Genomic DNA, 25,853 nt, shown 5'->3' with positions numbered 1-25,853 from the left:
AATCGGCCGGGCACGATCACTTGGTAAACCGCCCTTACAATTAGCCTGGAGTCCAGTACATGCACCCGCGCATCCTTGAGGTCACCCAACGGCTGGTCGAGCGTAGCCGCGCCACCCGCGAACGCTACCTGCAGCTGATCCGCGGGGCCGCCAGCGAGGGCCCGATGCGTGCCAGCCTGCAATGCGCCAACTTCGCCCATGGCGTGGCCGGTTGCGGCAGCGAGGACAAACAGACCCTGCGCCTGATGAATGCCGCCAACGTGGCCATCGTCTCGGCCTACAACGACATGTTGTCGGCCCACCAGCCCTACCTGCATTTTCCCGAACAGATCAAGCAGGCCCTGCGCGAAGTCGGCTCGGTAGGCCAGTTCGCCGGCGGTGTGCCGGCCATGTGCGATGGCGTCACCCAGGGCGAGCCGGGCATGGAACTGGCCATCGCCAGCCGTGAAGTGATCGCCATGTCCACTGCCGTGGCGTTGTCCCACAACATGTTCGACGCGGCCCTGATGCTGGGCATCTGCGACAAGATCGTGCCGGGCCTGATGATGGGGGCCTTGCGCTTTGGTCACTTGCCCACGGTGTTCGTACCGGGCGGGCCGATGGTCTCGGGTATTTCCAACAAGCAGAAAGCCGATGTGCGCCAGCGTTATGCCGAAGGCAAGGCCAGCCGAGAGGAACTGCTGGAATCGGAAATGCAGTCCTACCACGGCCCTGGCACCTGCACCTTCTACGGCACGGCCAACACCAACCAGCTGGTGATGGAAGTGATGGGGCTGCACCTACCGGGTGCTTCTTTCGTCAACCCCTACACGCCGCTGCGCGACGCGCTGACCGCCGAGGCGGCGCAACAGGTCACGCGCATGACCAAGGCCAGCGGCACCTTCATGCCCCTGGGCGAAATCGTCGACGAGAAGGCGCTGGTCAACTCGATCGTGGCCCTGCATGCCACAGGCGGTTCCACCAACCATACCCTGCACATTCCGGCCATAGCCCAGGCCGCCGGTATCCAGCTGACCTGGCAGGACATGGCCGACCTGTCCGAAGTGGTACCGACCCTGTCCCACGTCTACCCCAACGGCAAGGCCGACATCAACCACTTCCAGGCCGCCGGCGGCATGGCGTTCCTGATCCGCGAGCTGCTCGATGCCGGTTTGCTGCACGAGGACGTCAACACCGTCGCCGGCCCTGGCCTGCGTCGCTACACCCAGGAGCCGTTCCTGGAGGACGGCAAGCTGGTCTGGCGCGAAGGGCCACAGCAGAGCCTGGACGAAAGCATCCTGCGGCCCGTGGCGCGGCCGTTCTCCGCCGAAGGCGGGTTGCGGGTGATGGAGGGCAACCTGGGGCGTGGCGTGATGAAAGTCTCCGCCGTGGCTCCAGAGCACCGCGTGGTCGAGGCGCCGGCGCGCATCTTTCACGATCAGCAGTCATTGGCCGACGCCTTCAAGGCAGGCGAGCTGGAGCGGGACTTCATCGCAGTGGTGCGCTTCCAGGGCCCGCGCTGCAACGGCATGCCGGAGCTGCACAAACTCACCCCGTTCCTTGGCGTGCTGCAGGATCGCGGGTACAAGGTAGCCCTGGTGACCGATGGACGCATGTCCGGTGCATCGGGCAAGATCCCCGCCGCCATTCACGTGTGCCCCGAAGCCTATGACGGCGGCCCGCTGGCACGGCTGCGCGATGGTGATATCGTGCGGGTCGATGGCGCTGAAGGTACATTGCGGGTAATGGTATCGGCCGACGAGCTGGCCCTGCGTGACCTGGCGACCGCGCCCCAGGGCAATGACCTGGGCTGCGGGCGCGAGCTCTTCGGCTTCATGCGCATGGCGTTCAGCCCGGCAGAGCAGGGCGCCAGCGCCTTTACCTCTGCCCTGGAGAACCTGAAATGAATGACCTGCTGGTTGGCGACATCGGCGGCACCAATGCCCGTTTTGCGTTATGGCGTGACAACCAGCTGCACGAGGTGAAGGTATTCGCCACCGAGGACTACACAAGCCCGGAACAGGCCATCGAAGCGTATTTTGAAGCCCTGGCCATACCGCGGGGTGGCGTAGCCGCTGCTTGCCTGGCGGTGGCCGGCCCGGTCGATGGCGATGAGTTTCGCTTCACCAACAACCATTGGCGCCTGAGCCGGACCGCCTTTTGCCAACGCTTACAGATCGGGCACCTGTTGCTGATCAACGATTTCACCGCCATGGCCCTTGGCATGACCCGCCTGCGCGAGGGTGAGTGTCGAGAAGTCTGCCCAGGTCAGGCCGATCCGCTGCGCCCGGCGCTGGTCATCGGACCCGGTACAGGCCTGGGTGTCGGCTCGCTGTTGCGCCTGGGGGGCAAGCACTGGCATGCCTTGCCAGGCGAAGGCGGGCACGTCGACCTGCCGGTGGGCAATGCCCGAGAGGCGGCGATCCATCAGTACATCCATGGCCAGATCGGCCATGTCAGTGCCGAGACGGTGCTCAGCGGCGGCGGGCTGGTGCGCCTGTACCAGGCCATCTGCGCCCTGGATGGTGAAAATCCGCGACACACTTCGCCGGCGCAGATCACCGATGCGGCCCTGGGTGGCGAGCCGCGGGCGCGGGCGGTGATCGAGCAATTCTGCCGGTTCCTGGGACGCGTGGCGGGCAACAACGTGCTTACCCTGGGCGCGCGTGGTGGGGTATATATCGTCGGCGGCGTGATCCCACGCTTTGCCGAGCTGTTCCTGCGCAGCGGTTTCGCCGACAGTTTCGGCGACAAAGGCTGCATGAGCGGTTACTTCCAAGGCGTGCCCGTATGGCTGGTGACTGCCGAGTTTTCCGGGCTGCTGGGCGCTGGCGTGGCCTTGCAGCAAGCGCTGGATCAGGGCTAGGCGCCTGGGCTCCCTGCAAGGCGACACAGGTCAGCGGGCAACAAGACCCGCCACCACAAAAGGACATCCCCCTTGAGCACTGCCGGCAAATCCATCCTGATGGTCGACGACGATCAGGAAATTCGCGAACTGTTGCAAACCTACCTCAGCCGCTCGGGCTTTCATGTCAATGCCCAGGCCGATGGCGCCGGGTTTCGTCATGCCCTGGACACCACCGCTTGTGACCTGGTTATCCTGGACGTCATGCTGCCGGACGAGGACGGTTTCAGCCTGTGCCGATGGGTACGCCAGCACCCGCGTCATGCGCGGGTGCCCATCATCATGTTGACGGCAAGCTCGGACGAGACCGATCGGGTCATCGGGCTCGAGCTTGGCGCCGATGATTACCTGGGCAAGCCGTTCAGCCCGCGTGAACTGCAGGCCCGCATCAAAGCCTTGCTGCGCCGCGCCGAGTTCGGGCAAGCAGCGCCGGGTGGGGCGGTGCTGGCATTCGACGATTGGCGGCTCGACACGGTCAGCCATCGCCTGTTCCACCGCGACGGAGAGGAGGTGATTCTCTCGGGCGCGGACTTTGCGCTGCTCAAGCTGTTTCTGGACCACCCCCAGCAGATCCTCGACCGCGACACCATCGGCAACGCCACGCGAGGGCGAGAGCCGATGCCACTGGACCGCATCGTGGACATGGCCGTCAGCCGTCTGCGCCAGCGCTTGCGCGACACCGAGAAGCCACCCCGGCTGATCCGCACCGTGCGTGGCAGCGGCTACCTGCTGGCGACCCATGTCTGCACTGCACCCTGAGCGGCGGTGGCGCCTGCTGCCACGTTCGCTGCTGGGGCGCATGCTGCTGCTGACCTTGCTGGTGGTTCTGCTGGCCCAAGGGCTGTCGAGCATCATCTGGGTGGCCCAGCTGCGCGCCAGCCAGTTGCAAGGGCTGCGTGCCAGTGCCAGCAGCCTGGCCCACTCGATGAGCGCCAGCGTCAGTTACTTTCGCTCGCTGCCCGTTGCTTACCGGCCAATGGTGCTCGACCAGTTGCGCAGCATGGGAGGCACGCGATTTTTCGTTTCGCTGAACGCCAAGCCGCTGGACATGCAGATGCTGCCTGTCACGCCGCGCAAGCAGGCAGTGATGGAGGTGTTCCAGCAAGTGCTGCATGAGCGTCTAGGGCCGCAGATGGACATTTCCGTCGAATTCGTCGACCCCGACGAACTGCGCATCTTCAACAGCGGGCTCAAGCTCGACGAGCTGCCAAGGTCATGGGCCCATTATTCGCTCACCCTCGAACCGCTCAATCCGCCGGTACTGGTCACCCAGATTCGTCTGGCCGAAGGCGAATGGCTGTACATCGCCTCGTTGTTGCCCGAGCCCTATACCAGCCTGGAAGCCGAGCGTCTGCCGCGCCAGCAGATCGGCTTCATCGTCCTGACTACGGCATTGTTGTTGCTGTTCATCGGGCTGCTGGTGCAATGGCAGAGCTGGCCGCTCAAGCGCCTGGCCCGTGCAGCGCGGGAGCTGTCACTGGGCGCCGATGTTGCGCCTGTGGCCGAAGGCGGCGGCAGCGAGGTGGTGGAGGTGGGTCGGGCCTTCAACAGCATGCGCGAGCGGATCAGCCGTTACCTCACCGAGCGTAGCCAATTGTTCAGCGCCATCTCCCACGACCTGCGTACGCCCATCACCCGGCTTCGCCTGCGTGTCGAACTGCTTGAAGACGAGCACCTGCAAGCCAAGTTCAGCCAGGACCTGGACGAACTGGAATTGCTGGTAAAGGGCGCGCTGCAATGCGTGAAGGACACCGACATTCACGAGAACATCGAGCCGGTGGACCTCAATCATATCCTCGAACTGCTGGCCGAGCCGTACCTGCGAGACGGTAGGATCATACTCGAAGGGCATGCCCTGGCGCCGTATCCGGGCAAGCCACTGGCATTGCGGCGCTGCATCGGCAACCTGATCGACAACGCCATCAAGTACGGCGAGCGGGCGCGGCTGCGTATCATCGACGGTGCGGCAGGCTTCGTCCTGCAGGTCGATGATCAGGGGCCTGGGGTGCCGCAACAGCAGATGGAGCAGGTGTTCGAACCCCATGTGCGGCTGGCCGGTCATCAGCAAGGCTATGGGCTGGGGTTGGGCATTGCCCGCAACATCGCCCACAGCCACGGTGGCGAGGTCAGCCTGCTCAATCTGCGCGAAGGCGGCTTGCGGGTGACCTTGTACCTGCCACGGGGCGTGGACTGACCCACCTGTACGCGTTGAACGTGCACCTGCGCGCAGAGGGCCAAATGTCACGGGCACGTGACAATCATGCCCGCGTTCGTGACACCCCACGTGGCCTGGCTGGCTAGAATCGGCACACGACTGGCAAGGACCTCGCTGGCGATGAACAATGATCTTTCTTCACAGGTGTCCTGGCTCCAAGCTCCGGGGCACACCGCATGGCGGCTGGCCGAGGGGCAGCGGTTGCTGGCCTTCGCCAGGGCTGCACGGCTCGCAGAAGGGTTTGGTGACCTGGATGCGGCAGGCAGGCTTGACCTTGATGCAAGCGCCCAGACCCTGACCACTGCCCGCATGACCCACTGTTTCGCCCTGGCTCACCTTCAAGGCCTGCCGGGCCACCTAGGGCTGGCTGCCCACGGTGTGAGTGCCCTGCGCGGCCCCCTGAAGGATGCGCGCTACGGCGGCTGGTTTGCCCAGGCGGGCGGCCGTCAGGACAGTGGCAAGGATGCGTACCTGCATGCGTTCGTCGCCCTGGCCGCCAGCTCCGCCGTGGTGGCGGGCGTCGATGACGCTGAGGCCTTGCTGAGCGACGCCATCGACATCATCGAGCGGCATTTCTGGAGCGAGGAGGAAGGTGCGCTTCGCGAAGCCTACGCCCGCGCCTGGCAGATGCCCGAGCCCTACCGCGGCGCCAACAGCAACATGCACGCGACCGAGGCGTTCCTGGCCCTGGCCGATGTCACCGGCAACCCAGTGTGGTTGCACCGCGCCTTGCGCATTGCCGAGCGCATCATCCATGCCCACGCGGCTGCCAACGGCTACCGAGTGGTGGAACACTTCGACGTCTTCTGGCGGCCGCTCAAGGACTACAACCAAGCACACCCGGCCGACCACTTCCGACCCTACGGCACGACGCCTGGGCATGCCTTCGAGTGGGCGCGGCTTCTGCTTCATCTGGAGGCCAGCCTGGCCCGCTGCGGGCACCAGCCCCCGCCATGGCTGGTCGACAGTGCCCGCGCCCTGTTCGACGCCGCCTGCGCACAGGCGTGGAGCGTCGATGGCCAGCCTGGCTTCGTCTACACCCTCGGCTGGGATGATCAGCCACGGGTACGCGCCCGGCTGCATTGGGTTCACGCCGAAGCCTGCGCATGCGCAGCAGCCCTGTTGCAGCGCACGGGGCAGGCGCGCTTCGAGCAGTGGTATCGGCGCTGCTGGGACTTCATCACCGAGCATTTCATCGATCTTGAAGGCGGCAGTTGGCACCACGAACTCGATGCCGACAACCGTCCTGCCGGCACGATATGGCCCGGTAAGCCCGACCTGTACCATGCCTACCAGGCCCTATTGCTACCCGGCCTGCCGCTGGCACGAAGCCTGGCGAGCGGGTTGGCCCTGAATGTAACCAAACGATGACATTCGCGCATCGCTTCGTTACCTGGCGGTGCGCGCACGCTGTTTAGACTCCATGCAACGCAAGCGCACGACTTGCACGGCATAACAACAATAAGGTGTAGAAATGACTTCCTACCTTCGTCTCGCTGCCGCGATCTCCCTGGCATCCCTGTTCCCCCTGACTGCGCACGCTGCCGATGCCAAGGGCACCGTCGAAGTGGTGCACTGGTGGACATCGGGTGGTGAAAAAGCGGCCGTCGATGTGCTCAAGGCCCAGGTCGAGAAAGACGGTTTCACCTGGAAGGACGGCGCCGTGGCCGGCGGCGGCGGCGCTACTGCCATGACCGTGCTCAAAAGCCGAGCGGTGGCTGGCAATCCGCCAGGCGTCGCGCAGATCAAGGGCCCCGACATCCAGGATTGGGCTGCAACCGGCCTGCTCGACAGCGACGTGCTCAAGGATGTGGCCAAGCAGGAAAAGTGGGATGCACTGCTGGACAAGAAAGTCGCCGACACCGTGAAATACGACGGCGACTATGTAGCCGTTCCGGTCAACATCCATCGCACCAACTGGCTGTGGATCAACCCTGAAGCCTTCAAGAAGGCCGGGATCGACAAGGCGCCCGCCACCCTCGATGAGTTCTATGCCGCTGCCGACAAGCTCAAGGCGGCAGGCATCATCCCGCTCGCCCACGGTGGCCAGCCGTGGCAGGACAGCACCGTCTTCGAAAGCGTCGTGCTGTCGGTGATGGGTGTCGACGGCTACAAGAAAGCCATGGTCGACCTGGACAACGATGCCCTGACCGGGCCCGACATGATCAAGGCCCTGACCGAGCTCAAGCGGGTCGCCACGTACATGGACCCCGATGGCAAAGGCCAGGACTGGAACCTGGAAGCTGCCAAGGTCATCAACGGCAAGGCCGGTATGCAGATCATGGGCGACTGGGCCAAGAGCGAGTGGACCTTGGCCAAGAAAACCGCCGGCAAGGACTACCAGTGCGTGCCGTTCCCCGGCACCGAGAAGGCCTTCCTGTACAACATCGATTCGCTGGTGGTGTTCAAGCAGAACGATGAGGGCACAGCTGCCGGCCAGCAGGACATCGCCCGCAAGGTGCTGGGTGAGGAGTTCCAGAAGGTGTTCAGCACCAACAAAGGCTCGATCCCGGTGCGCAACGACATGCTTGCCGACATGGGCAAGTATGGGTTCGATGCCTGCGCCCAGACCTCGGCCAAGGACTTCCTCGCCGACGCCAAGACCGGCGGCCTGCAGCCGAGCATGGCGCACAACATGGCCACGACGCTGGCCGTGCAGGGCGCCTTCTTCGATGTGGTGACCAACTACATCAACGACCCCAAGGCCGACCCGGCAGACGCGGCCAAGAAGCTGGCAGCCGCCATCCGAGCGGCCAAGTAGCCCACGGGCTGGCCAATGCGGCCCGGTGTCGGGGATGCCTGACGGGTCGCTGCGCCATCGTGGCCCGGCGTGACAAGCAGGCTGCGTGGCCCATCGACCTGTGGCTGCGTCAGTCTCGCGCGGCCACCGGCCTCGCACCCCGGTGCCACGTAGCGCCCAAGGCGACCTTCAAACCTGAGCAAGACAGTCGCTGCCGCGCGCCCTGCGCAGCAGCGCCTTCGAGGTGAACCATGACCACTACCACCGCCCGCCTGCGGGCTTCTCCCATGGATGCGCTACAGCGCTGGCTGCCCAAGCTGGTGCTGGCGCCGAGCATGTTCATCGTGCTGGTGGGCTTCTACGGCTACATCCTCTGGACCTTTGTGCTGTCCTTCACCACGTCCACGTTCCTGCCTACCTACAAGTGGGCAGGGCTGGCGCAGTACGTGCGTTTGTTCGACAACGACCGCTGGTGGGTGGCGAGCAAGAACCTGCTGGTGTTCGGCGGGCTGTTCATTACCATCAGCCTGGCGATTGGCGTGCTGCTGGCGGTGCTGCTGGACCAGCGCATTCGCCGCGAGGGGTTCATCCGCACCATTTACCTGTATCCCATGGCCCTGTCGATGATCGTTACCGGCACGGCCTGGAAGTGGTTGCTCAACCCTGGCATGGGGCTGGACAAGCTGCTGCGCGACTGGGGCTGGGAGGGCTTTCGCCTGGACTGGCTGCTGGACCCGGACCGGGTGGTGTACTGCCTGGTGATCGCGGCCGTGTGGCAGGCCTCGGGTTTCATCATGGCGATGTTCCTCGCCGGCCTGCGGGGCGTCGATCCCTCGATCATCCGCGCCGCCCAGATCGACGGTGCCAGCCTGCCGCGCATCTATTGGCGCGTGGTGCTGCCCAGCTTGCGCCCGGTGTTCTTCAGCTCGGTGATGATCCTCTCGCACATCGCCATCAAGAGCTTCGACCTGGTTGCTGCGATGACGGCAGGCGGGCCCGGCTATTCGTCTGACCTGCCGGCGATGTTCATGTATGCCTTCACCTTCAGCCGCGGGCAGATGGGCATGGGCTCGGCCAGTGCCATCCTCATGCTGGGGGCGATCCTGGCCATCCTGGTGCCTTACCTGTATTCAGAGTTGCGGAGCAAACGCCATGCATAGCCCTGTCGACAAACCCGCGCTCAGCCCCAGCCGGCTCGCCATCCATGCCGTGCTGCTGATCGCCGTGGTGCTGTACCTGGTGCCACTGGTGGTGATGCTGCTGACCAGTTTCAAAACCCCCGAGGACATCAGTACCGGCAACCTGCTCAGCTGGCCGACAGCGATCACGGCCATTGGCTGGGTCAAGGCCTGGGGCACGGTCAGCGGCTATTTCTGGAACTCGATTTTGATCACCGTGCCCGCGGTGCTGATTTCCACCACCATTGGTGCGCTCAATGGCTATGTGCTGTCGATGTGGCGCTTTCGTGGCTCGCAGCTGTTCTTCGGCCTGCTGTTGTTCGGCTGCTTCCTGCCGTTCCAGACGGTGCTGCTGCCGGCCTCGTTCACCCTGGGCAAGCTCGGGTTGGCCAGTACCACCACCGGCCTGGTGCTGGTACATGTGGTCTATGGCCTGGCCTTCACCACGCTGTTCTTTCGCAACTTCTACGTCAGCATCCCCGATGCACTGGTCAAGGCCGCACGGCTGGACGGGGCAGGGTTCTTCACCATCTTCAGGCGCATCATCCTGCCCATGTCCACGCCGATCATCATGGTCTGCCTGATCTGGCAGTTCACCCAGATCTGGAACGACTTCCTGTTCGGCGTGGTGTTCTCCAGTGGCGACTCGCAACCCATCACGGTGGCCTTGAACAACCTGGTCAATACCAGCACCGGGGCCAAGGAGTACAACGTCGACATGGCCGCCGCGATGATCGCCGGCCTGCCGACCCTGCTGGTGTACGTGGTGGCAGGCAAATATTTCGTGCGCGGGCTCACGGCCGGCGCGGTTAAGGGGTAAGTCATGGCAACGCTCGAACTTCGCAACGTGAACAAAACCTACGGTGCCGGGCTGCCGGATACCCTCAAGGACATCCAGCTGTCGATCAAGGACGGTGAGTTCCTGATCCTGGTCGGCCCTTCGGGCTGCGGCAAGTCGACCTTGATGAACTGCATCGCCGGGCTTGAGCAGATCACCGGTGGCGCCATCCTGATCGACCAGCAGGACGTCAGCGGCATGAGCCCCAAGGACCGTGACATCGCCATGGTGTTCCAGTCCTATGCGCTGTACCCGACCATGACCGTGCGCGAGAACATCGAATTTGGCCTGAAGATCCGCAAGATGCCCCAAGCCGCCATCGACGAGGAGGTGGCGCGGGTGGCCAAGCTGCTGCAGATCGAGCACCTGCTGGCGCGCAAGCCGGCGCAACTGTCTGGCGGTCAGCAGCAGCGCGTGGCCATGGGCAGGGCGCTGGCGCGCCGGCCGAAGATCTACCTGTTCGATGAACCGTTGTCCAACCTCGATGCCAAATTACGGGTCGAGATGCGCACTGAAATGAAACTGATGCACCAGCGCCTGAAAACCACCACCGTCTACGTCACCCATGATCAGATCGAGGCCATGACCCTGGGTGACAAGGTAGCTGTCATGAAGGACGGCATCATCCAGCAGTTCGGCACGCCTCAGCAGATCTACAACGACCCGGCCAACCAGTTCGTCGCAAGCTTCATTGGCTCGCCGCCCATGAACTTCGTGCCGGCGCGGCTGGTTGCACAAGGCGGTCAGCTGCATGCGGTACTCGACAGTGGCCAGGCACGCTGCGAGCTGCCCCTGCCCGGCGCCGACCTGGGCCTGGAAGGGCGCGAAATCGTCCTGGGCATTCGTCCCGAGCAGATTGCCCTGGGCGCCGAGGGTGGCAACGGCGGGCCAAGCATTCGCGCCCAGGTACAGGTCACCGAGCCCACCGGCCCGGACATGCTGGTGTTCGTGACACTCAACCAGACCAAGGTGTGCTGCCGACTGGCCCCCGACGTGGCCTGCCAGGTAGGCGACACCCTGGCCCTGCAGTTCGACCCGGCGCGGGTGCTGCTGTTCGACGCCCAGAGCGGCGAGCGCCTGCAGGCAAACCGTATCGCCAATACCGTCAAGGACAACATGGCTGCCCTCGGTGGCCGTTGAATCGTCTACACCATCAATAAGAAAAAGAGGACGCAACGCAATGGAACAGCGCAATCGTATTACCACCTGGGGCTCACTGGCGTTGCTTGCGCCGCTGGCGATGGCCGTCAGTACTGGCCTGCAGGCTGCCGAAGCTTTCTCCAGCGAGTCGAAATGGATGACCGGTGATTGGGGCGGCACCCGCACCGAGCTGCTGGAAAAAGGCTACGACTTCACCGTCGATTACGTTGGCGAAGTGGCCAGCAACCTCCACGGTGGCTACAACAACGACAAGACCGCCCGCTACAGCGACCAGTTCGCCTTGGGTGCGCACTTGGACCTGCAGAAGATCTTCGGCTGGCACGATGCCGAATTCAAACTGGCCATCACCGAGCGAAGCGGTCGCAACCTGTCCAACGACCGCATCAGCGACCCACGCGCCGGGCAGTTCAGCTCGGTGCAGGAAGTGTGGGGACGCGGCCAGACCTGGCGCTTGACCCAGATGTGGTTCAAACAGAAGTACTTCGACGGCGCGCTGGACGTGAAATTCGGCCGCTTCGGGCCGGGCGAGGACTTCAACAGTTTCCCTTGCGACTTCCAGAACCTGGCGTTCTGCGGCTCGCAAGTGGGTAACTGGGTGGGCGGCATCTGGTACAACTGGCCCGTCAGCCAATGGGCGACGCGCGTCAAGTACAACGTCACCCCCGAGTTCTATGTACAAGTCGGTGCCTACGAGCAGAACCCGTCCAACCTGGAAACCGGCAATGGCTTCAAGCTGAGCGGCAGCGGCACCAAGGGCGCGATTTTGCCGGTGGAAATGGTCTGGACGCCGAAGCTCAACGGCCTGCCCGGCGAATACCGCCTGGGCTATTACTACAGCACCGCCGATGCCGAAGATGTGTACAAAGACGTCAACGGCAACGCCCAAGGGCTCAGTGGTTCGGGCTTCAAGTCGCACTCTAGCAAGCACGGCTGGTGGGTGGTGGCGCAACAGCAGGTGACGGCCCAGGCGGGCGACGTCAACCGCGGGCTGAGCCTGTTCGCCAACTTCACGGTGCACGACAAGGCCACCAACGTGGTCGACAACTACCAGCAGGTGGGCATGGTCTACAAAGGCGCCTTCGACGCCCGGCCCAAGGATGACATCGGTTTCGGTATCGCCCGCATCCACGTCAATGACGATGTGCGCAAGCGTGCGCGCCAGCTCAACGACATGAGCGGCATCAACGACTACGACAACCCAGGCTTCGTCCCGCTGCAACGTACCGAGTACAACGCCGAGCTGTACTACGGCTTCCACGTCACCAACTGGCTGACCGTGCGGCCGAACCTTCAGTACATCAAGAGCCCCGGCGGCGTGGATGAAGTGGACAATGCGCTGGTGGCAGGCCTGAAGATTCAGTCGTCTTTCTAAGTGCATTTGTTGTAAATTTACGCCAATCCCGTTTGGCGCCCGGCAACCACTGACCTGCAGTGGTTGCCGTGGACAGGCCAAGACAGCGCTACCTCAAACAACAAGAGCCCTGCACCATGCCTGAGCATCCGCTCCATCGCTTCTTCGCCGCGCGGCGGCCCCGGCCGACGTTCGAATGGGAGCGCTACCAGCAGCGCGATGTGCTGATCATCGATCACCCCCTGTGCCAGGCGGCTTTCAGTCGCCAGGGGGCACAGTTGCTGCATTTCCAGCCCACAGGTGAACGGCCCTGGCTGTGGTGCGCAGAACAGTGGCCACAGGTGGGCGCCATTCGCGGCGGGGTGCCGGTCTGCTGGCCCTGGTACGGGCGCCATCCCAGTGAAGACCTGTGGCCTGCCCACGGTTGGGCCCGCCTGCTGGACTGGAAGCTGATGGACAGTCATGAGGATGAGCAGGGCGTGGTCCTCAAGTGGCGCCTGGAACTGTGCGACTGGCAGGTCGACCTGGAGGCGCGGCTGGGCAGCCGCATGGAGTTGAGCCTGAGCACCGAGCATCAGGACAGCGAGCCGTGCCAGTTGAGTCATGCCTTGCTGGCCTACTGGCGTATCAGTGACGTGTCGGAGGTAGCGCTGTCCGGGCTCGAGGACATCGAGGGGTACGACCACCTCAACCGTCAGGCATGCCGCCACGACGGGGCGCTCAAGCCCAAGGGCGGCTGCCAGCGGGTCTATCCGGGCATTCCGCGCGTGCAACTGCATGACCCGGCCTGGCAGCGCCAGCTGTGCATCGACACCGGCGACAGCGACGACACGGTCGTATGGCACCCCGGCAGCCGGCCGCTATTGGGGGTTACCGGGCGCGAGTGCCAGCGTTTCGTGTGTGTGGAGGCTGCCAGCGGCAGCGACGACGGCCTGAGCCTGGCACCGGGGCAGCGCGCGCACTTGAGTCTGCAGGCGCACCGGCTCAGCTGAGTTCGTCGTCCTCGATGGGGTAGCGACTGGCGTTGAGGCTTTCCTTGATTTTGCGCAGGTGTGGCTGGAAATCCACGCCCCGGCGCAAGGTCATGCCGGTGGCCAGCACATCGAGTACGGTCAACTGGATGATGCGCGAGGTCATCGGCATATAGATGTCGGTGTCTTCGGGCAGGGGGATGTGAAGGCTAAGGCTGCAGGCGTTGGCCAGCGGCGACCCGGCCGCTGTCAGGCCCAGCACCGAGGCGCCGTTTTCCCTGGCCAGACGGGCTACTTCCACCAGCTCGCGAGTACGCCCAGTGTAGGAAATGATCACGAACAGGTCGCCAGTATGGGTCACCGAGGCCAGCATGCGTTGCATCAGTACGTCGGCATGCGCCGACACTGCCAGGTTGAAGCGGAAGAACTTGTGCTGGGCATCCAGCGCCACCGGCGCGGAGGCGCCCAGGCCGAAGAAGTGAATCTGCCGAGCCTGGATCATCATGTCGACTGCGCGGCTGACCTGCTGGGGATCCAGCTGCTGGCAGGCACTGTCGAGCGAAGCGATGGCGCTGGCGAAGATTTTCTGGGTATAGGCCGCCGGATCGTCATCGGCCTCCACCGCACGGCTGACGTAGGCAGCGCCGCTGGCCAGGCTTTGCGCCAGTTGCAGTTTCAGCTCCGGGTAACCGCTGACACCGAATGAGCGGCAGAAGCGGTTGACGGTCGGTTCGCTGACCTTGGCCGCCTGGGCCAGCGCCGCGATGCTGAAGCGTGTGGCTTGTTGCGGGTTGAGCAGGATGACTTCGGCGACTTTGCGTTCGGCCTTGTTCAGCTCGTCGAGGCGTCCCTGGATCTGTTCCAGGAGGTTTCTCACGCGGTCCATGGGGTGTCCTTGGGTCGGGAAGACAGCCAGCTGAGGGAGCAGCAGGCCTGTTTGCAGGGTCGTCTATCGTACTGGCGGCGCCGATTGCGCACCACTCGTCTGTCATACATCCGAATAATGTTATGGTTTTTACTACATTTTTTCTTGAAAACCCTAACTGAAAACGGTATTTCTAAATCAACTTTAGGAAAGAACCAACATCATGGCTGCAATCAGTGTCGAACCTTGCACATTTGCCCTGTTTGGCGCCCTGGGCGACCTGGCCCTGCGCAAGCTCTTCCCTGCGCTGTACCAGCTCGACCGCGCCGGGCTATTGCACGCCCAGACGCGCCTGCTGGCGCTGGCGCGGGAGGCGGGCAGCGCCCAGGATCACCTGAACAGCATCGAAGCCCACTTGCGCAAACATGTGCCCGAGGCCGACATCGAGGCTCCGGCGCTCGAGCGCTTCCTGGCAAGGCTCGATTACCAGCACCTGGATTTTCTGCAGCCAGAAGGCTATCAGGCCCTGGCCGCGCAAGTGCCTGACGGGCATCCCCTGATCGCCTACTTCGCCACGGCCGCCGTTGTGTATGGTGCCATCAGCGAAAACCTGGACAAGGCGGGCCTGAGCGAGCGCACCCGTGTGGTACTGGAGAAGCCGATCGGTCACGACCTTGAGTCCTCACGCCGGGTCAATGATGCCGTGGCGCGGTTCTTTCCCGAAAGCCGCGTTTATCGCATCGACCACTACCTGGGCAAGGAGACGGTACAGAACCTGATCGCCTTGCGCTTCGCCAACAGCCTGTTCGAAACCCAATGGAACCAGAACTCCATCTCCCACGTGGAAATCACGGTGGCGGAGAAGGTGGGGATCGAGGGTCGCTGGGGCTACTTCGACAAGGCCGGGCAGTTGCGCGACATGATCCAGAACCACCTGTTGCAGTTGCTGTGCCTGATTGCCATGGACCCGCCGAGCGAGCTGTCGGCCGACGCCATTCGCGATGAGAAGGTCAAGGTGCTCAAGGCGCTGGCGCCAATCACCGGAGACGGGTTGAGCACGCGGGTGGTGCGCGGGCAGTACATTGCCGGCTACAGCGATGGCAAGCCGGTGCCGGGTTACCTTGAAGAAGACAACGCCAACAGCCAGAGCGACACCGAGACCTTCGTCGCTCTGCGCGCCGACATTCGCAACTGGCGCTGGTCGGGCGTGCCGTTCTACCTGCGCACCGGAAAGCGCATGCCGCAAAAGCTGTCGCAGATCGTCATCCACTTCAAGGAAACGCCGCACTACATCTTTGCCCCGGAACAGCGTTTGCAGGTGGGCAACAAGTTGATCATTCGCCTGCAGCCGGACGAAGGTATCTCCCTGCGCGTGATGACCAAGGAGCAAGGGCTGGACAAGGGTATGCAACTGCGCAGTGGCCCGCTGCAACTGAATTTTTCCGACGCCTGGCGTAGCGCGCGGATTCCGGACGCCTATGAACGCTTGCTGCTTGAAGTGATGCGGGGCAACCAGAACCTGTTCGTGCGCAAGGACGAAATCGAGTACGCCTGGAAGTGGTGTGACCAGCTGATTGCCGGCTGGCGCAACACAGGCGACGCCCCCAAGCCCTATGCTGCGGGCAGCTGGGGGCCAATGAGCTCGATTGCTTTGATCACCCGCGATGGGAGGGCCTGGTATGGCGACATCTGAAACATTGTCCGACTTGCAGTTTCCGACGAGCACCAAGGTGCATCAACTGCCCGACGCAAGCACCCTGGCTGATACATTGGCCAAGGATGTGAGTGAGCGCCTGCGTGCAGCCATCGACGCTAACGGCCAGGCCTGCGTCGTGCTGTCTGGTGGACGCAGCCCGGTGCCTTTTCTCGAGCAACTGGCCAGGCAGCACCTGGACTGGAGCAAGGTGACGGTCAGCCTTGCCGATGAGCGCTGGGTGCCGGTGGAGCACGCCGACAGCAATGCCGGCCTGTTGGCCCGGCATCTGCTCACAGGGCAGGCCGCCCAAGCGCGCTTCATTGGCTTGTACCAGCAAGCGCCTTCGCTGGAAGAAGCTGCAGAGCAGGCCGATCGCGCCCTGGCCGATCTGCCGCCCATCGACGTGCTGGTACTGGGTATGGGTGACGATGGCCATACGGCCTCGCTGTTCCCAGCCAGTCCCAACTTGGCCGAGGGCCTTGATCCAAACAATCCCCGCCGTTGCCTACCGCTAATGGCGCCAACCGTTCCCCATCAGCGTCTTTCCATGACCCGATCGCTGCTGGCCACGGCAGGGTTCACCGCATTGTCCGTGCAAGGGCAAGGCAAACTCGCTACCCTGCGCGCCGCGCTGGCGGATGGCGACCTCGCCGAAATGCCCATTCGCGCTTTTCTTCACGCACCCCTGGACATCTACTGGTGCCCATGAGCCAAGGATCCACAGCAATGATCACCCTCGAACGTCCACAGCCCAAGCTCTCGATGGCCGACAAGGCCGCGCGGGTCGACGCCATCTGCGAAGCGGCGCGCATCCTGCCGGTGATCACCATCGCCCGCGAACAGGACATCCTGCCACTGGCCGATGCCCTGGCAGCCGGCGGTATCCGCACGCTGGAAGTGACCCTGCGTTCACAGCATGGCCTGAAGGCCATCGAAGTGCTGCGTGAGCAGCGCCCCGAACTGTGTGTAGGCGCCGGGACGGTGCTCGATCGCGCCATGTTTGCAGCCGTCGAGGCCGCTGGCGCCCAGTTCGTCGTCACGCCCGGTATTACCCAGGATGTGCTTCAAGCAGGTGTGGAGAGCGAAATCCCATTGCTGCCGGGTATCAGCACCCCGTCCGAAATCATGATGGGCTACGCGCTGGGCTACCGCCGTTTCAAGCTGTTCCCCGCCGAAATCAGCGGTGGCGTGGCGGCGATCAAAGCCTTTGCCGGCCCGTTTGGCGATATCCGTTTCTGCCCCACCGGCGGCGTCAACCCGGCCAACGTGCGCAATTACATGGCCTTGGCCAATGTGATGTGTGTAGGCGGCACCTGGATGCTCGACAGCAGCTGGATCAAGAATGGCGACTGGGCTCGCATCGAGGCCTGCAGTGCCGAGGCCATGGCGCTGGTGGACGGTCACTGAATTTCGTTGTGTACTTTACGGCTTTTTGGGCGCTTGGTCGGCGCCCATTTTTTTGCCTGCCGTTTGCCGCTTGCGGGTGGTGAGCGCGTAGACGGTAGAGGTAAGTGTGCCTTTAGAACGTTGGGGCCGCAAAGCGGCCCCAACAATCCCGAGTCAACAACATCGGCTAAAGAGCCGCTTTCTCCCTGACAGCACTCAGGCCGCCTTGGCCTCTTGCTGGCTCAGCGAGCGGTTCAGCGCGCTGAACAGGGCCTTGAAGCTGGCTGTGGTGATGTTTTCATCGATACCCACACCGTGCACAGGACGCCCGCCGGCTACACGCAACTCGATGTAGGCCGCTGCCTTGGCGTTGGTGCCGGCGCCGATGGCATGTTCGTTGTAGTCCATGATTTCGACGGCAACCGGCAGGCCGGCAACCAGGGCTTCCAGGGCGCCATTGCCCTTGCCGCGCCAGTGCAGCGTGGTCTCGCCTTCGCCAGCGACTTCCACTTCCACGGCACTGTGGCCGTTTTCTTCCTGCAGGCGATGGCTGACCAGCGCGTATGGCGCATTGGCTTGCAAGTATTCCTTGTGCAGCAAGCTGTAGATCTGCTGCGCCGTCATTTCCAGGCCCAGGCGGTCGGTTTCGCCCTGCACAACCTGGCTGAACTCGATTTGCATGCGGCGCGGCAGGCTGATGCCGTATTCCTGCTCGAGCAGGTAGGTGATGCCGCCTTTGCCGGACTGGCTGTTGACGCGAATCACGGCCTCGTAGCTACGGCCGATATCGGCCGGGTCGATCGGCAGGTACGGAACTTCCCACAACTCGCCTTCCTGCTGCTTGGCCAGGCCCTTGCGAATGGCATCCTGGTGCGAGCCGGAGAAGGCTGTGTGCACCAGGTCGCCTACGTACGGGTGGCGCGGGTGTACCGGCAGCTGGTTGCATTCTTCGACGACCTTGCGCACACCGTCGATATCGGAGAAATCCAGGCCCGGATCGATGCCCTGGGTGTACAGGTTCAAGGCCAGCGTCACCAGGTCGACGTTGCCGGTACGCTCACCATTGCCGAACAGGCAGCCCTCGGCACGGTCGGCGCCGGCCATCAGGCCCAGCTCGGTCGCGGCGATGCCGGTTCCCCGGTCGTTGTGGCAGTGCAGGCTGATGATCACGCTGTCACGGCGGTTGATGTGGCGGCAGAACCATTCGATCTGGTCGGCGTACACGTTGGGCGTGGCGACTTCGACGGTAGCCGGCAGGTTGAGGATGATCTTGTGCTCGGGCGTGGGGTTCCACACCTCGATGACCGCATCGCACACTTCCTTGGCAAATTCCATCTCGGTAGCGCTGAAGGTTTCGGGCGAGTACTGGAATGTCCAGTGCGTGTCCGGCTGCTGTGCGGCGTATTTGACGAACAGCTTGGCTGCGTTTACCGCGATGTCCTTCACGCCCTGCTTGTCCTGGTTGAAGACGATGCGGCGGAAAGCCGGGCAGGTGGCGTTGTACAGGTGAACGATGGCCTTCTTGGCGCCGCGCAGGGACTCGAAGGTACGGGCAATCAGGTCTTCACGCGCCTGGGTCAGCACCTGGATGGTGGTGTCCTCTGGAATATGACCGTCTTCGATCAAGGTGCGGACGAAGTCGAAGTCGGTTTGCGAGGCCGAAGGGAAGGAGGCTTCAATTTCCTTCACGCCCACTTGCACCAAGGTCTTCCAGAACCGCAGCTTCTTCTCCGCATCCATCGGCTCGATCAGCGACTGGTTACCGTCCCGCAGGTCCGAGCTGCACCAGATGGGCGCCTCGGTGATGGTCTTGGACGGCCAGGTGCGGTCGGGCAGGTCGATGGTGGGGAAGGCGCGGTATTTCTTCGAAGGGTCTTTGAGCATGGTCATGGAAGCAATCCTTTTATGTGCGGCCGAGATCGGGCCTGCCGAGCAGTAACGAGGTGGGGGCGAGGCGACGCGATTCAGCCTGGTAGTCGAGCGCTGACCAGGCAGAGGCTGCGATGTTGTCGGAGCAAGATGAGGGTGCTGAAGGTTTTCATGGCCTCAACCCTAACCAGTGGGCTGAGGGTTGGCAAGCGTTGAAAAAAAATTGAGAGAAATGCTCAAAAAAAGCGCTATTGCGAGATTTTCTTGTGGCTAGCATTTGAATGCTTTGCATCTGTTGCGCAGTATTTTTCTTTGGCGCAATGGTGTGTCAACCGTTCAGAAGGGCTTCAGATCTGCGTTGGCCCGGCAACCGCCGCCCGTTTCGTCGGGCGGCTCAAGGGTCTATCGACGCAGAGTCAGCCCGGCCTCAGGGCTGAAAGGCACCGATGAAGATCGCCGGGTCAACACGCGCATCGTTCAGGCTGACGTTCCAGTGCATGTGCGGCCCGGTCGCGCGCCCCGTTGAGCCAACGCGCCCGACCACATCGCCACGACGCAGCTGCTGCCCGTTCTGCACGTCGATCCTGGACATATGGCAGAACATGCTGATGAAGCCCTGCCCGTGGTCCACGAACACCGTGCGGCCATTGAAAAAATAATCGCCTACCAGAATCACCTTGCCATTGGCTGGCGTCTTGATCGGCGTACCCGCTGGTACAGCGAAATCCAGGCCCGCATGGGGGTTGCGCTCTTCACCATTGAAGAACCGGCGCACGCCGAACTTGCTCGACAGCGGCCCATTGACCGGCTTGTCGAGGATCAGGTTGCTTGGCAATGCCGGGCTGAAGCTGCGGTAGGCCTTGATCTGCTCGGCCAGTTCGCGATCGATGCGCTTGAGGTCGGCCGGATTGGGGTTGACCTGGCGGGTGTTCTTCAAGGTGATGCGCTGTTCGGGGTACTGCTTGTGGCCCACGGTGAAGGGCAGGCTTCGGCTGCCTTGCTGCACCACCGCCTGCCCAGGCTTCTGGGTCAGGGGGATACCGACGATGGCCAACCAGTTGTCCTGTTCCTTGACCACCAGCACCGGCTTGCCATCGAAGCGTGCGCTGGGGGCACTGGCTGCCGGCCCCAGGTCGACCACTGCAACGCCGCCGGGCACCGGCTTGTTCAGCGTGCGGGTGATGTAGCTGGCCTGGGCTGTGGCGCTCAGGACGGTGAAGGCGAGGGCGAGCAGTGACGCGAGCAAGCGGGGCATGGGTCAATCCAGAAGTGAGAGCGTGACCGGAGTCAGGTGGTTATCTTCGACCCGCACCTGCAGCTCGCCTTCGTTGAGGCGTGCGGTGAGGCGCTGGCCGTTGCGCGTCTGTTCGGCGCTGCGGATGGCCTGGCCTTGTTCGTCGAGCAGAATGCTGTAGCCGCGCGCCAGCGTCGCCAGGGGGCTGACGATCTGCAGGGTCTGTAGCTGGGCCTGGAAGCGCTGGCGCCGGTCCTTGAGCACGTCGCGCATGGCCCGTGGCAGTCGCTCGGCCAGGCTGTCCAGGCGCTGGCCCAGCAGGGCCAGGGTGCGCCCGGGATGTTGCGCAGCCAGGCGCGTCTCCAGGCGCACCAGGCGCTCGCGGCGCTGATTGAGGTTGTGCAGGAAGGCACGGCGCAGGCGCATGTCCAGGTCATCAAGGCGCTGAGCCTGCTGACGCAGGCGTTCGCCCGGATGGCGCAAGCGGCGAATCAGCGACTCCAGGCGCAGGCGATCATGCACCAACCGGTTCTGCATGCGCAGGGTCAGGCGCCGTTGCAGGCCGTCCAGGCGATGCTGCAACCCGCTGCTGTCGGGGGCAAGCAGCTCGGCCGCAGCAGACGGGGTAGGGGCACGCACGTCGGCCACGAAGTCGCTGATCGACACGTCGGTTTCATGGCCCACGGCGCTCACGATCGGCGTCTTGCACGCGGCCACGGCGCGCGCCACGGCTTCCTCGTTGAAGCACCACAGGTCCTCCAGCGAACCGCCGCCGCGGGCCAGGATCAATGCGTCGAAACCGCGGCTGTCGGCCAGGCGAATGGCGCGCACGATCTGGGCGATGGCTTCGCGGCCCTGCACGGCGGTGGGGATGAGGTTCAACTCCACCTGGGGCGCGCGACGGGCGAACACACTGATGATGTCGCGGATCACGGCCCCGGTGGGGGAGGTGATGATGCCGATACGCTGGGGATGCGCAGGCAGCGCGCGCTTGCTGTCGGTGCTGAACAAGCCCTCGGCGCCAAGCTTTTCCTTGAGCGCCTCGAAAGCCAGGCGCAGCGCACCATCGCCAGCAGGCTCCACCGTATCGAGGATCAGCTGATAGTCGCCACGGCCTTCGAACAGGGACACCTTGCCGCGCACCCGTACCGCCAGGCCATCACGCAGTGCCTGGCGCACCCGCGTGGCGCTCTGCCGGAAGAGGGCGCAGCGCACCTGGGCACCGCTGTCCTTGAGGGTGAAGTACATGTGACCGGAGGCCGGCCGGGCCAGGTTGGAAATCTCGCCCTCCACCCACACGCTGCGGAAAACGTCTTCCAGCAGCACCCGGGCGCGGCCATTGAGTTGGCTGACGGTGAGCACATCACGGTCAAGGCCGAGGCGTTCGAAAGGGTCTTTGATCATGGGAAGGCACTATAAAGGATGAGGGGGCCGGGTGTCGTGCCCGGTCGATCAGGAACTGACCTGGATCGCGGGTGCCTACCCTGGCGTACCGATTGCCGAAGCTGCGCAGGTCATGTGCTCGATGAACTGGCTAACCAGCGGCCCGGCATCGCGACGGTGAGCGATGGCGACGGTGCTGACGCAGCCGGGGTCCGTCAGCGGGATGAACCGCAGCGCAGGAGGGGCGATGTCCTGCATGCAGCGTGGCAGCAAAGCCACCCCGAACCCCGCCTGGATCAGCTGCAACTGCGTGGTCTTGCGCGACACCACCCGCGCAGGCTGGGGAAAGAACCCCGCCGCCATGCACAGCTCGGCAGACAGATAGCTCAGGCCACCGCGTTGGTGGTGGGGAATGGAGATGAACGGCTGGCTCGAAAGCTCCGCCAAGGCGATGCAATCGCGCGCTGCCAGCTCATGGGTAGGGGCAAGCGCCAGCAGCAGGGGCTCTTCGAACAGCGGCTCGACGCACAACCCATCGTGCTGACGCAGCACTGGCAGTCTCAGCAGCCCGATGTCCAGGCGACCTTCGGCCAGGGCTGCAAGCTGCCCTTCGGAGGACAGCTGGGCGATCTCCATGCTCACGCCTGGGTTGGTCCGCAAGTACTCACCCAAGTGCTCAAGCAACCGACCGGTCAGCGGCACCGTGCTGGAGTGGCTGATGTTCAGGCTGCCGCGCAGGCCCTGGCCAACGGCTCGGGCCAGCTCGCCAGCCTTGTCCAGGTCCAGCAGCAGGTTGCGCGCACGCGGCAGGAACGCCCGGCCCGCATCGGTCAGGCGAGGCAACCTGGCCGTGCGTTCGAACAACGCCGTGTCCAGCTGCAGTTCAAGCTCGCGCACCTGGCGGCTGAGGGCGGACTGGGCGACATACAGCCGTTCGGCCGCAGCACTAAAGCTGCCACATTCGGCAATTTCCACGAAGTAACGTAACTGACGGGTCGAGATCATGAGCGATGCCATTTCGAGATGGATCAAGGCGAGATTGCATATTAGCCGGCATGACACGGGTTTGGTTATGGTGCGCTGAACCTTCAAGGACAACGCGCCGATGCTTGCTGACTTCGCCATAGCACTACCGTTCTCGGGGCTTGACTGGCTACCCATCGTGCTGGGTATCGCGGCGGCCTATGTGGTGTTCGGCATCGCCGGCTTCGGCACGGCGTTGGTGGCAGGCCCGGTGCTGATCCATTTCATGCCGCTGTCGCAGATCATTCCTTTGCTGGTGTTGCTCGATTTCGTGGCGGCGTTCGGCAACCTGTTGCCCTCGCGGCGCGATGTAGTACAGGGCGAATTGCTGCGCCTGCTGCCGTTCATGGCGCTGGGATGCACCCTGGGCGTTGTGTTCCTGCTGCAGCTCAAATCGGACCTGCTGATGCTGCTGATGGGGCTGTTCATCACCGCCTACGCGCTCTACAGCCTGGCGCTGAAGGTACGCCCGGCCTCGCTTGCCGGGTGGTGGGCGGCACCAATGGGCACCGTGGGCGGGCTGTTCGGGGCCTTGTTCGGCAGTGGCGGCTTTCTCTACGCCCTTTACCTGAGCGCTCGCCTGCCCGACAAGGCGCAGGTGCGCGCCACCCAGAGCGCGTTGATCAGTTGCAGCACCCTGGTGCGCCTGACGCTGTTCCTGGTCGCCGGTGTCTACGCCGATCGACAACTGCTGCTGATGGCGGCCTGCCTGTTGCCGGTGATGGTCATCGGCTTGTGGGCTGGGCGCAGGCTCACGCACAGGCTGTCACGCGAGGTCTTCGTGCGGCTGGTCACCTGGTTGGTGCTGGCCAGCGGCCTGGCGCTCATCGCTCGCTATGTGAGCGCTTGAGCAGGGGGTAGAATTGGCCGACTACCCGATCCAAGGCTTGTCCCGCTCATGAATACCCAAAGCATCATCGTTCCCAGGCAGTCCACCGTCCCGGTGCACGAGGCCCGCGCCCGCGCCATCCTGCGCTGGCTGGTCCGCGAAAAGGTCGTGGAAGAGCAGCTGACCACCTGCGGGCGTACCGGCAACCGCATGGCCCATGCCCTTGGGCCAGGTGCTCGCAAGGTGGCGCTGCACCCCGACAAACTGCCCTTCGGTGCGCCGGTCAACGGCCTTGAGGTGATGCTCAAGCGCTGCATCTATACGCCCACCGAAGGCTTCAAGGAAGAGGCAGGCTGCCCGCAGTGCCGGCGGGAAGTGGGCGAGCCGTTGTTCGACAGCCTGGAAGAGTGGATGCCTGGGGTCAGCGACAACTTCACGTGCCCGCTGTGCGGGTTCGAAGACGACATCAATGGCTTTCTGTTCCTGCAACCCTGTGCCTTTTCCAACCTGGGCTTCATCTTCAACAACTGGGGCGATGCCGGGTTCACCCAGGCGTTCATCGACAGCTTCGCCGATTGGCTGGACCAACCGGTGGCGGTGGTGCAGGTCCGGCTCGCCTGACGAGCGGCCGGGCAGGGCGGTAGCGCGCAGGGCAGCAACGGCCACTTGTAACTTCAGGCTTGATTTACATTGAGTGGCACGGCACGCATGAGTATAATGGCGCGCTTCCATTTTTCCCGCCCGGGAGCCCCCGCGATGTTGCGTATCAGCCAAGAAGCCCTGACCTTCGACGATATTCTCCTTGTACCTGGTTATTCCGAGGTACTGCCCAATGAAGTCAGTCTCAAGACCCGTTTGACCCGTGGCATCGAGCTGAACATCCCGCTGGTCTCCGCTGCCATGGACACCGTCACCGAAGCGCGCCTGGCCATCGCCATGGCCCAGGAAGGCGGCATCGGCATCATCCACAAGAACATGACCATCGAGCAACAGGCCGGCGAAGTGCGCAAGGTCAAGAAGTTCGAGGCTGGCGTGGTCAAGGACCCGATCACCATCGAGGCCGACGCCACCGTGCGTGATCTGTTCGACCTGACGCGCCTGAACAACATTTCCGGCGTGCCCGTGCTGGAAAACGGTGACCTGGTCGGTATCGTGACCTCCCGCGACGTGCGCTTCGAAAGCCGCCTGGACGCCAGGGTCCGCGAAGTGATGACGCCCAAGGAACGCCTGGTCACCGTCCGCGAGGGCGCGGACAAGAACGAGGTGCGCGAGCTGCTGCACAAGCACCGCCTCGAGAAAGTGCTGATCGTCGACGAGCACTTCAGCCTCAAGGGCATGATGACCGTCAAGGACATCGAGAAGGCCAAGGCCTACCCACTGGCCAGCAAGGACGACCAGGGTCGTCTGCGCGTTGGCGCTGCGGTCGGCACCGGCAAGGACACTGGCGAGCGTGTTGCCGCCCTGGTCGCCGCTGGCGTGGACGTGGTCGTGGTCGACACCGCTCACGGGCACTCCAAGGGCGTGATCGAGCGCGTGCGCTGGGTCAAGCAAACCTACCCGCAGGTGCAGGTGATCGGCGGCAACATCGCCACCGGCGCGGCTGCCAAGGCCCTGGCCGAAGCCGGCGCGGACGCGGTCAAGGTCGGTATCGGCCCTGGCTCGATCTGCACCACCCGTATTGTGGCCGGTGTCGGCGTGCCGCAGATCAGCGCCATCGCCAACGTCGCCGCTGCGCTTGAAGGCACCGGTGTGCCATTGATCGCCGACGGCGGCATCCGCTTCTCCGGCGACCTGTCCAAGGCCATCGTCGCCGGTGCCAGCTGCGTGATGATGGGTTCGATGTTCGCCGGTACCGAAGAAGCGCCGGGCGAAGTCGAACTGTTCCAGGGCCGCTCCTACAAGGCCTACCGTGGCATGGGTTCGCTGGGCGCCATGGCGCAGTCGCAAGGCTCCTCCGACCGTTACTTCCAGGACTCCTCGGCCGGTGCCGAGAAGCTGGTCCCCGAAGGTATCGAAGGCCGCGTGCCGTACAAGGGCGCACTGGCCGCGATCATTCACCAGCTGATGGGCGGCCTGCGCTCGTCCATGGGCTACACCGGCAGTGCCACCATCGAAGAGATGCGCACCAAGCCGGAATTCGTACGCATCACGGGCGCCGGCATGGCCGAGTCCCACGTCCACGACGTGCAGATCACCAAGGAAGCCCCCAACTACCGGGTTGGCTGATTGC

Annotated in this window: 22 protein-coding genes; 17 read left to right on the top strand and 5 right to left on the bottom strand. The window is 63.7% G+C overall.

Annotation, left to right across the window (positions count from 1 at the left end; all coding sequences use genetic code 11):
* Positions 1 to 59: 59 nt before the first annotated feature.
* From edd to MOP87_RS16230, 11 genes are all read left to right on the top strand, one after another.
* On the top strand, positions 60 to 1,886 hold the full coding sequence (gene edd, locus MOP87_RS16280) for a phosphogluconate dehydratase (protein ID WP_145280575.1): 1,827 nt from the start codon (positions 60 to 62) through the stop codon (positions 1,884 to 1,886).
* A complete protein-coding gene (locus MOP87_RS16275) occupies positions 1,883 to 2,845 on the top strand; it encodes a glucokinase (RefSeq protein ID WP_027913783.1) in 963 nt (320 codons plus the stop codon). Before edd ends, MOP87_RS16275 begins: the two co-directional genes overlap by 4 nt.
* A 72-nt stretch (positions 2,846 to 2,917) precedes the next feature.
* Positions 2,918 to 3,643: a two-component system response regulator GltR gene (gene gltR / locus MOP87_RS16270; protein WP_145280573.1), complete on the top strand. Its 726-nt coding sequence runs from the start codon at positions 2,918 to 2,920 to the stop codon at positions 3,641 to 3,643.
* Positions 3,624 to 5,078 (top strand): ATP-binding protein, encoded by a 1,455-nt coding sequence (locus MOP87_RS16265; RefSeq protein ID WP_027913785.1) that lies wholly within the window; start codon positions 3,624 to 3,626, stop codon positions 5,076 to 5,078. The genes gltR and MOP87_RS16265 overlap by 20 nt, the downstream gene beginning before the upstream one ends.
* Before the next feature lie 141 nt (positions 5,079 to 5,219).
* Positions 5,220 to 6,470, top strand: a complete 1,251-nt coding sequence (locus tag MOP87_RS16260; protein WP_242810552.1) for an AGE family epimerase/isomerase — start codon at positions 5,220 to 5,222, stop codon at positions 6,468 to 6,470.
* A gap of 103 nt (positions 6,471 to 6,573) precedes the next feature.
* The gene (locus tag MOP87_RS16255; protein WP_027913787.1) at positions 6,574 to 7,860 is read left to right on the top strand and encodes an ABC transporter substrate-binding protein; all 1,287 of its coding nucleotides are present in this window, start codon (positions 6,574 to 6,576) and stop codon (positions 7,858 to 7,860) included.
* 230 nt (positions 7,861 to 8,090) lie between these two features.
* Positions 8,091 to 8,999 carry a sugar ABC transporter permease gene (locus MOP87_RS16250; RefSeq protein WP_023533407.1) on the top strand — a complete coding sequence of 303 codons (909 nt, stop codon included), beginning with the start codon at positions 8,091 to 8,093 and terminating at the stop codon, positions 8,997 to 8,999.
* On the top strand, positions 8,992 to 9,837 hold the full coding sequence (locus tag MOP87_RS16245) for a carbohydrate ABC transporter permease (RefSeq protein ID WP_023533435.1): 846 nt from the start codon (positions 8,992 to 8,994) through the stop codon (positions 9,835 to 9,837). Before MOP87_RS16250 ends, MOP87_RS16245 begins: the two co-directional genes overlap by 8 nt.
* Before the next feature lie 3 nt (positions 9,838 to 9,840).
* Positions 9,841 to 10,995, top strand: coding sequence for a sn-glycerol-3-phosphate ABC transporter ATP-binding protein UgpC (ugpC, locus tag MOP87_RS16240; protein WP_059183669.1), 1,155 nt, complete (start codon positions 9,841 to 9,843; stop codon positions 10,993 to 10,995).
* 100 nt (positions 10,996 to 11,095) lie between these two features.
* A complete protein-coding gene (locus MOP87_RS16235; RefSeq protein ID WP_225806717.1) occupies positions 11,096 to 12,388 on the top strand; it encodes a carbohydrate porin in 1,293 nt (430 codons plus the stop codon).
* A gap of 116 nt (positions 12,389 to 12,504) precedes the next feature.
* Positions 12,505 to 13,359, top strand: a complete 855-nt coding sequence (locus tag MOP87_RS16230; protein WP_242809810.1) for a D-hexose-6-phosphate mutarotase — start codon at positions 12,505 to 12,507, stop codon at positions 13,357 to 13,359.
* On the opposite strand, the gene hexR is transcribed toward MOP87_RS16230, so the two are convergent.
* On the bottom strand, positions 13,352 to 14,215 hold the full coding sequence (hexR, locus tag MOP87_RS16225) for a DNA-binding transcriptional regulator HexR (protein ID WP_173645906.1): 864 nt from the start codon (positions 14,213 to 14,215) through the stop codon (positions 13,352 to 13,354). The two genes, MOP87_RS16230 and hexR, sit on opposite strands and share 8 nt — an antisense overlap.
* A 211-nt stretch (positions 14,216 to 14,426) precedes the next feature.
* Here hexR and zwf point away from each other — a divergent pair, with 211 nt between their 5' ends.
* From zwf to MOP87_RS16210, 3 genes are read left to right on the top strand one after another with little or no spacing between them, the layout of a single operon-like run.
* The gene (gene zwf / locus MOP87_RS16220) at positions 14,427 to 15,896 is read left to right on the top strand and encodes a glucose-6-phosphate dehydrogenase (RefSeq protein ID WP_027913791.1); all 1,470 of its coding nucleotides are present in this window, start codon (positions 14,427 to 14,429) and stop codon (positions 15,894 to 15,896) included.
* Positions 15,868 to 16,608, top strand: coding sequence for a 6-phosphogluconolactonase (gene pgl, locus MOP87_RS16215; protein ID WP_242809809.1), 741 nt, complete (start codon positions 15,868 to 15,870; stop codon positions 16,606 to 16,608). The genes zwf and pgl overlap by 29 nt, the downstream gene beginning before the upstream one ends.
* 17 nt (positions 16,609 to 16,625) lie before the next feature.
* Positions 16,626 to 17,306: a bifunctional 4-hydroxy-2-oxoglutarate aldolase/2-dehydro-3-deoxy-phosphogluconate aldolase gene (locus MOP87_RS16210; RefSeq protein WP_023533406.1), complete on the top strand. Its 681-nt coding sequence runs from the start codon at positions 16,626 to 16,628 to the stop codon at positions 17,304 to 17,306.
* A 195-nt stretch (positions 17,307 to 17,501) separates the two neighbouring features.
* On the opposite strand, the gene leuA is transcribed toward MOP87_RS16210, so the two are convergent.
* The 4 genes from leuA to MOP87_RS16190 all read right to left on the bottom strand — a co-directional run bounded on the left by leuA (position 17,502) and on the right by MOP87_RS16190 (position 22,776).
* Entirely contained in the window at positions 17,502 to 19,175 is a 1,674-nt protein-coding gene (gene leuA, locus MOP87_RS16205) for a 2-isopropylmalate synthase (RefSeq protein ID WP_023533308.1), read from the bottom strand.
* A gap of 406 nt (positions 19,176 to 19,581) precedes the next feature.
* Positions 19,582 to 20,409 carry a M23 family metallopeptidase gene (locus tag MOP87_RS16200; RefSeq protein ID WP_027913793.1) on the bottom strand — a complete coding sequence of 276 codons (828 nt, stop codon included), beginning with the start codon at positions 20,407 to 20,409 and terminating at the stop codon, positions 19,582 to 19,584.
* A gap of 3 nt (positions 20,410 to 20,412) precedes the next feature.
* The gene (gene xseA / locus MOP87_RS16195) at positions 20,413 to 21,792 is read right to left on the bottom strand and encodes an exodeoxyribonuclease VII large subunit (RefSeq protein ID WP_023533297.1); all 1,380 of its coding nucleotides are present in this window, start codon (positions 21,790 to 21,792) and stop codon (positions 20,413 to 20,415) included.
* A gap of 75 nt (positions 21,793 to 21,867) precedes the next feature.
* Positions 21,868 to 22,776 (bottom strand): LysR substrate-binding domain-containing protein, encoded by a 909-nt coding sequence (locus MOP87_RS16190; protein ID WP_049695560.1) that lies wholly within the window; start codon positions 22,774 to 22,776, stop codon positions 21,868 to 21,870.
* Positions 22,777 to 22,876: 100 nt separating this feature from the next.
* Between MOP87_RS16190 and MOP87_RS16185 the strand changes: the two genes are divergently transcribed.
* The 3 genes from MOP87_RS16185 (at position 22,877) to guaB (ending at position 25,849) form a co-directional block, all read left to right on the top strand.
* Positions 22,877 to 23,644, top strand: coding sequence for a sulfite exporter TauE/SafE family protein (locus tag MOP87_RS16185; RefSeq protein WP_242809808.1), 768 nt, complete (start codon positions 22,877 to 22,879; stop codon positions 23,642 to 23,644).
* A 48-nt stretch (positions 23,645 to 23,692) separates the two neighbouring features.
* The gene (locus MOP87_RS16180) at positions 23,693 to 24,244 is read left to right on the top strand and encodes a hypothetical protein (RefSeq protein WP_027913795.1); all 552 of its coding nucleotides are present in this window, start codon (positions 23,693 to 23,695) and stop codon (positions 24,242 to 24,244) included.
* Between the two features lie 135 nt (positions 24,245 to 24,379).
* A complete protein-coding gene (guaB, locus tag MOP87_RS16175; protein WP_023533362.1) occupies positions 24,380 to 25,849 on the top strand; it encodes an IMP dehydrogenase in 1,470 nt (489 codons plus the stop codon).
* Positions 25,850 to 25,853 lie beyond the last annotated feature (4 nt).

The sequence above is a fragment of the Pseudomonas sp. I3-I5 genome (assembly GCF_022699445.1).
Taxonomy (GTDB): domain Bacteria; phylum Pseudomonadota; class Gammaproteobacteria; order Pseudomonadales; family Pseudomonadaceae; genus Aquipseudomonas; species Aquipseudomonas fulva.
This window is presented reverse-complemented; position numbering and strand designations above follow the sequence as displayed.

Bases quoted from the DNA above. Each gene is read 5' to 3' on its own strand.
- edd (WP_145280575.1), top strand. From the start codon at position 60: ATGCACCCGCGCATCCTTGAGGTCACCCAACGGCTGGTCGAGCGTAGC.
- MOP87_RS16275 (WP_027913783.1), top strand. From the start codon at position 1,883: ATGAATGACCTGCTGGTTGGCGACATCGGCGGCACCAATGCCCGTTTT.
- MOP87_RS16265 (WP_027913785.1), top strand. From the start codon at position 3,624: ATGTCTGCACTGCACCCTGAGCGGCGGTGGCGCCTGCTGCCACGTTCG.
- MOP87_RS16260 (WP_242810552.1), top strand. From the start codon at position 5,220: ATGAACAATGATCTTTCTTCACAGGTGTCCTGGCTCCAAGCTCCGGGG.
- MOP87_RS16255 (WP_027913787.1), top strand. From the start codon at position 6,574: ATGACTTCCTACCTTCGTCTCGCTGCCGCGATCTCCCTGGCATCCCTG.
- MOP87_RS16250 (WP_023533407.1), top strand. From the start codon at position 8,091: ATGACCACTACCACCGCCCGCCTGCGGGCTTCTCCCATGGATGCGCTA.
- MOP87_RS16245 (WP_023533435.1), top strand. From the start codon at position 8,992: ATGCATAGCCCTGTCGACAAACCCGCGCTCAGCCCCAGCCGGCTCGCC.
- ugpC (WP_059183669.1), top strand. From the start codon at position 9,841: ATGGCAACGCTCGAACTTCGCAACGTGAACAAAACCTACGGTGCCGGG.
- MOP87_RS16235 (WP_225806717.1), top strand. From the start codon at position 11,096: ATGGCCGTCAGTACTGGCCTGCAGGCTGCCGAAGCTTTCTCCAGCGAG.
- MOP87_RS16230 (WP_242809810.1), top strand. From the start codon at position 12,505: ATGCCTGAGCATCCGCTCCATCGCTTCTTCGCCGCGCGGCGGCCCCGG.
- zwf (WP_027913791.1), top strand. From the start codon at position 14,427: ATGGCTGCAATCAGTGTCGAACCTTGCACATTTGCCCTGTTTGGCGCC.
- pgl (WP_242809809.1), top strand. From the start codon at position 15,868: ATGGGAGGGCCTGGTATGGCGACATCTGAAACATTGTCCGACTTGCAG.
- MOP87_RS16210 (WP_023533406.1), top strand. From the start codon at position 16,626: ATGATCACCCTCGAACGTCCACAGCCCAAGCTCTCGATGGCCGACAAG.
- leuA (WP_023533308.1), bottom strand. From the start codon at position 19,175: ATGACCATGCTCAAAGACCCTTCGAAGAAATACCGCGCCTTCCCCACC.
- MOP87_RS16200 (WP_027913793.1), bottom strand. From the start codon at position 20,409: ATGCCCCGCTTGCTCGCGTCACTGCTCGCCCTCGCCTTCACCGTCCTG.
- xseA (WP_023533297.1), bottom strand. From the start codon at position 21,792: ATGATCAAAGACCCTTTCGAACGCCTCGGCCTTGACCGTGATGTGCTC.
- MOP87_RS16190 (WP_049695560.1), bottom strand. From the start codon at position 22,776: ATGATCTCGACCCGTCAGTTACGTTACTTCGTGGAAATTGCCGAATGT.
- MOP87_RS16185 (WP_242809808.1), top strand. From the start codon at position 22,877: ATGCTTGCTGACTTCGCCATAGCACTACCGTTCTCGGGGCTTGACTGG.
- MOP87_RS16180 (WP_027913795.1), top strand. From the start codon at position 23,693: ATGAATACCCAAAGCATCATCGTTCCCAGGCAGTCCACCGTCCCGGTG.
- guaB (WP_023533362.1), top strand. From the start codon at position 24,380: ATGTTGCGTATCAGCCAAGAAGCCCTGACCTTCGACGATATTCTCCTT.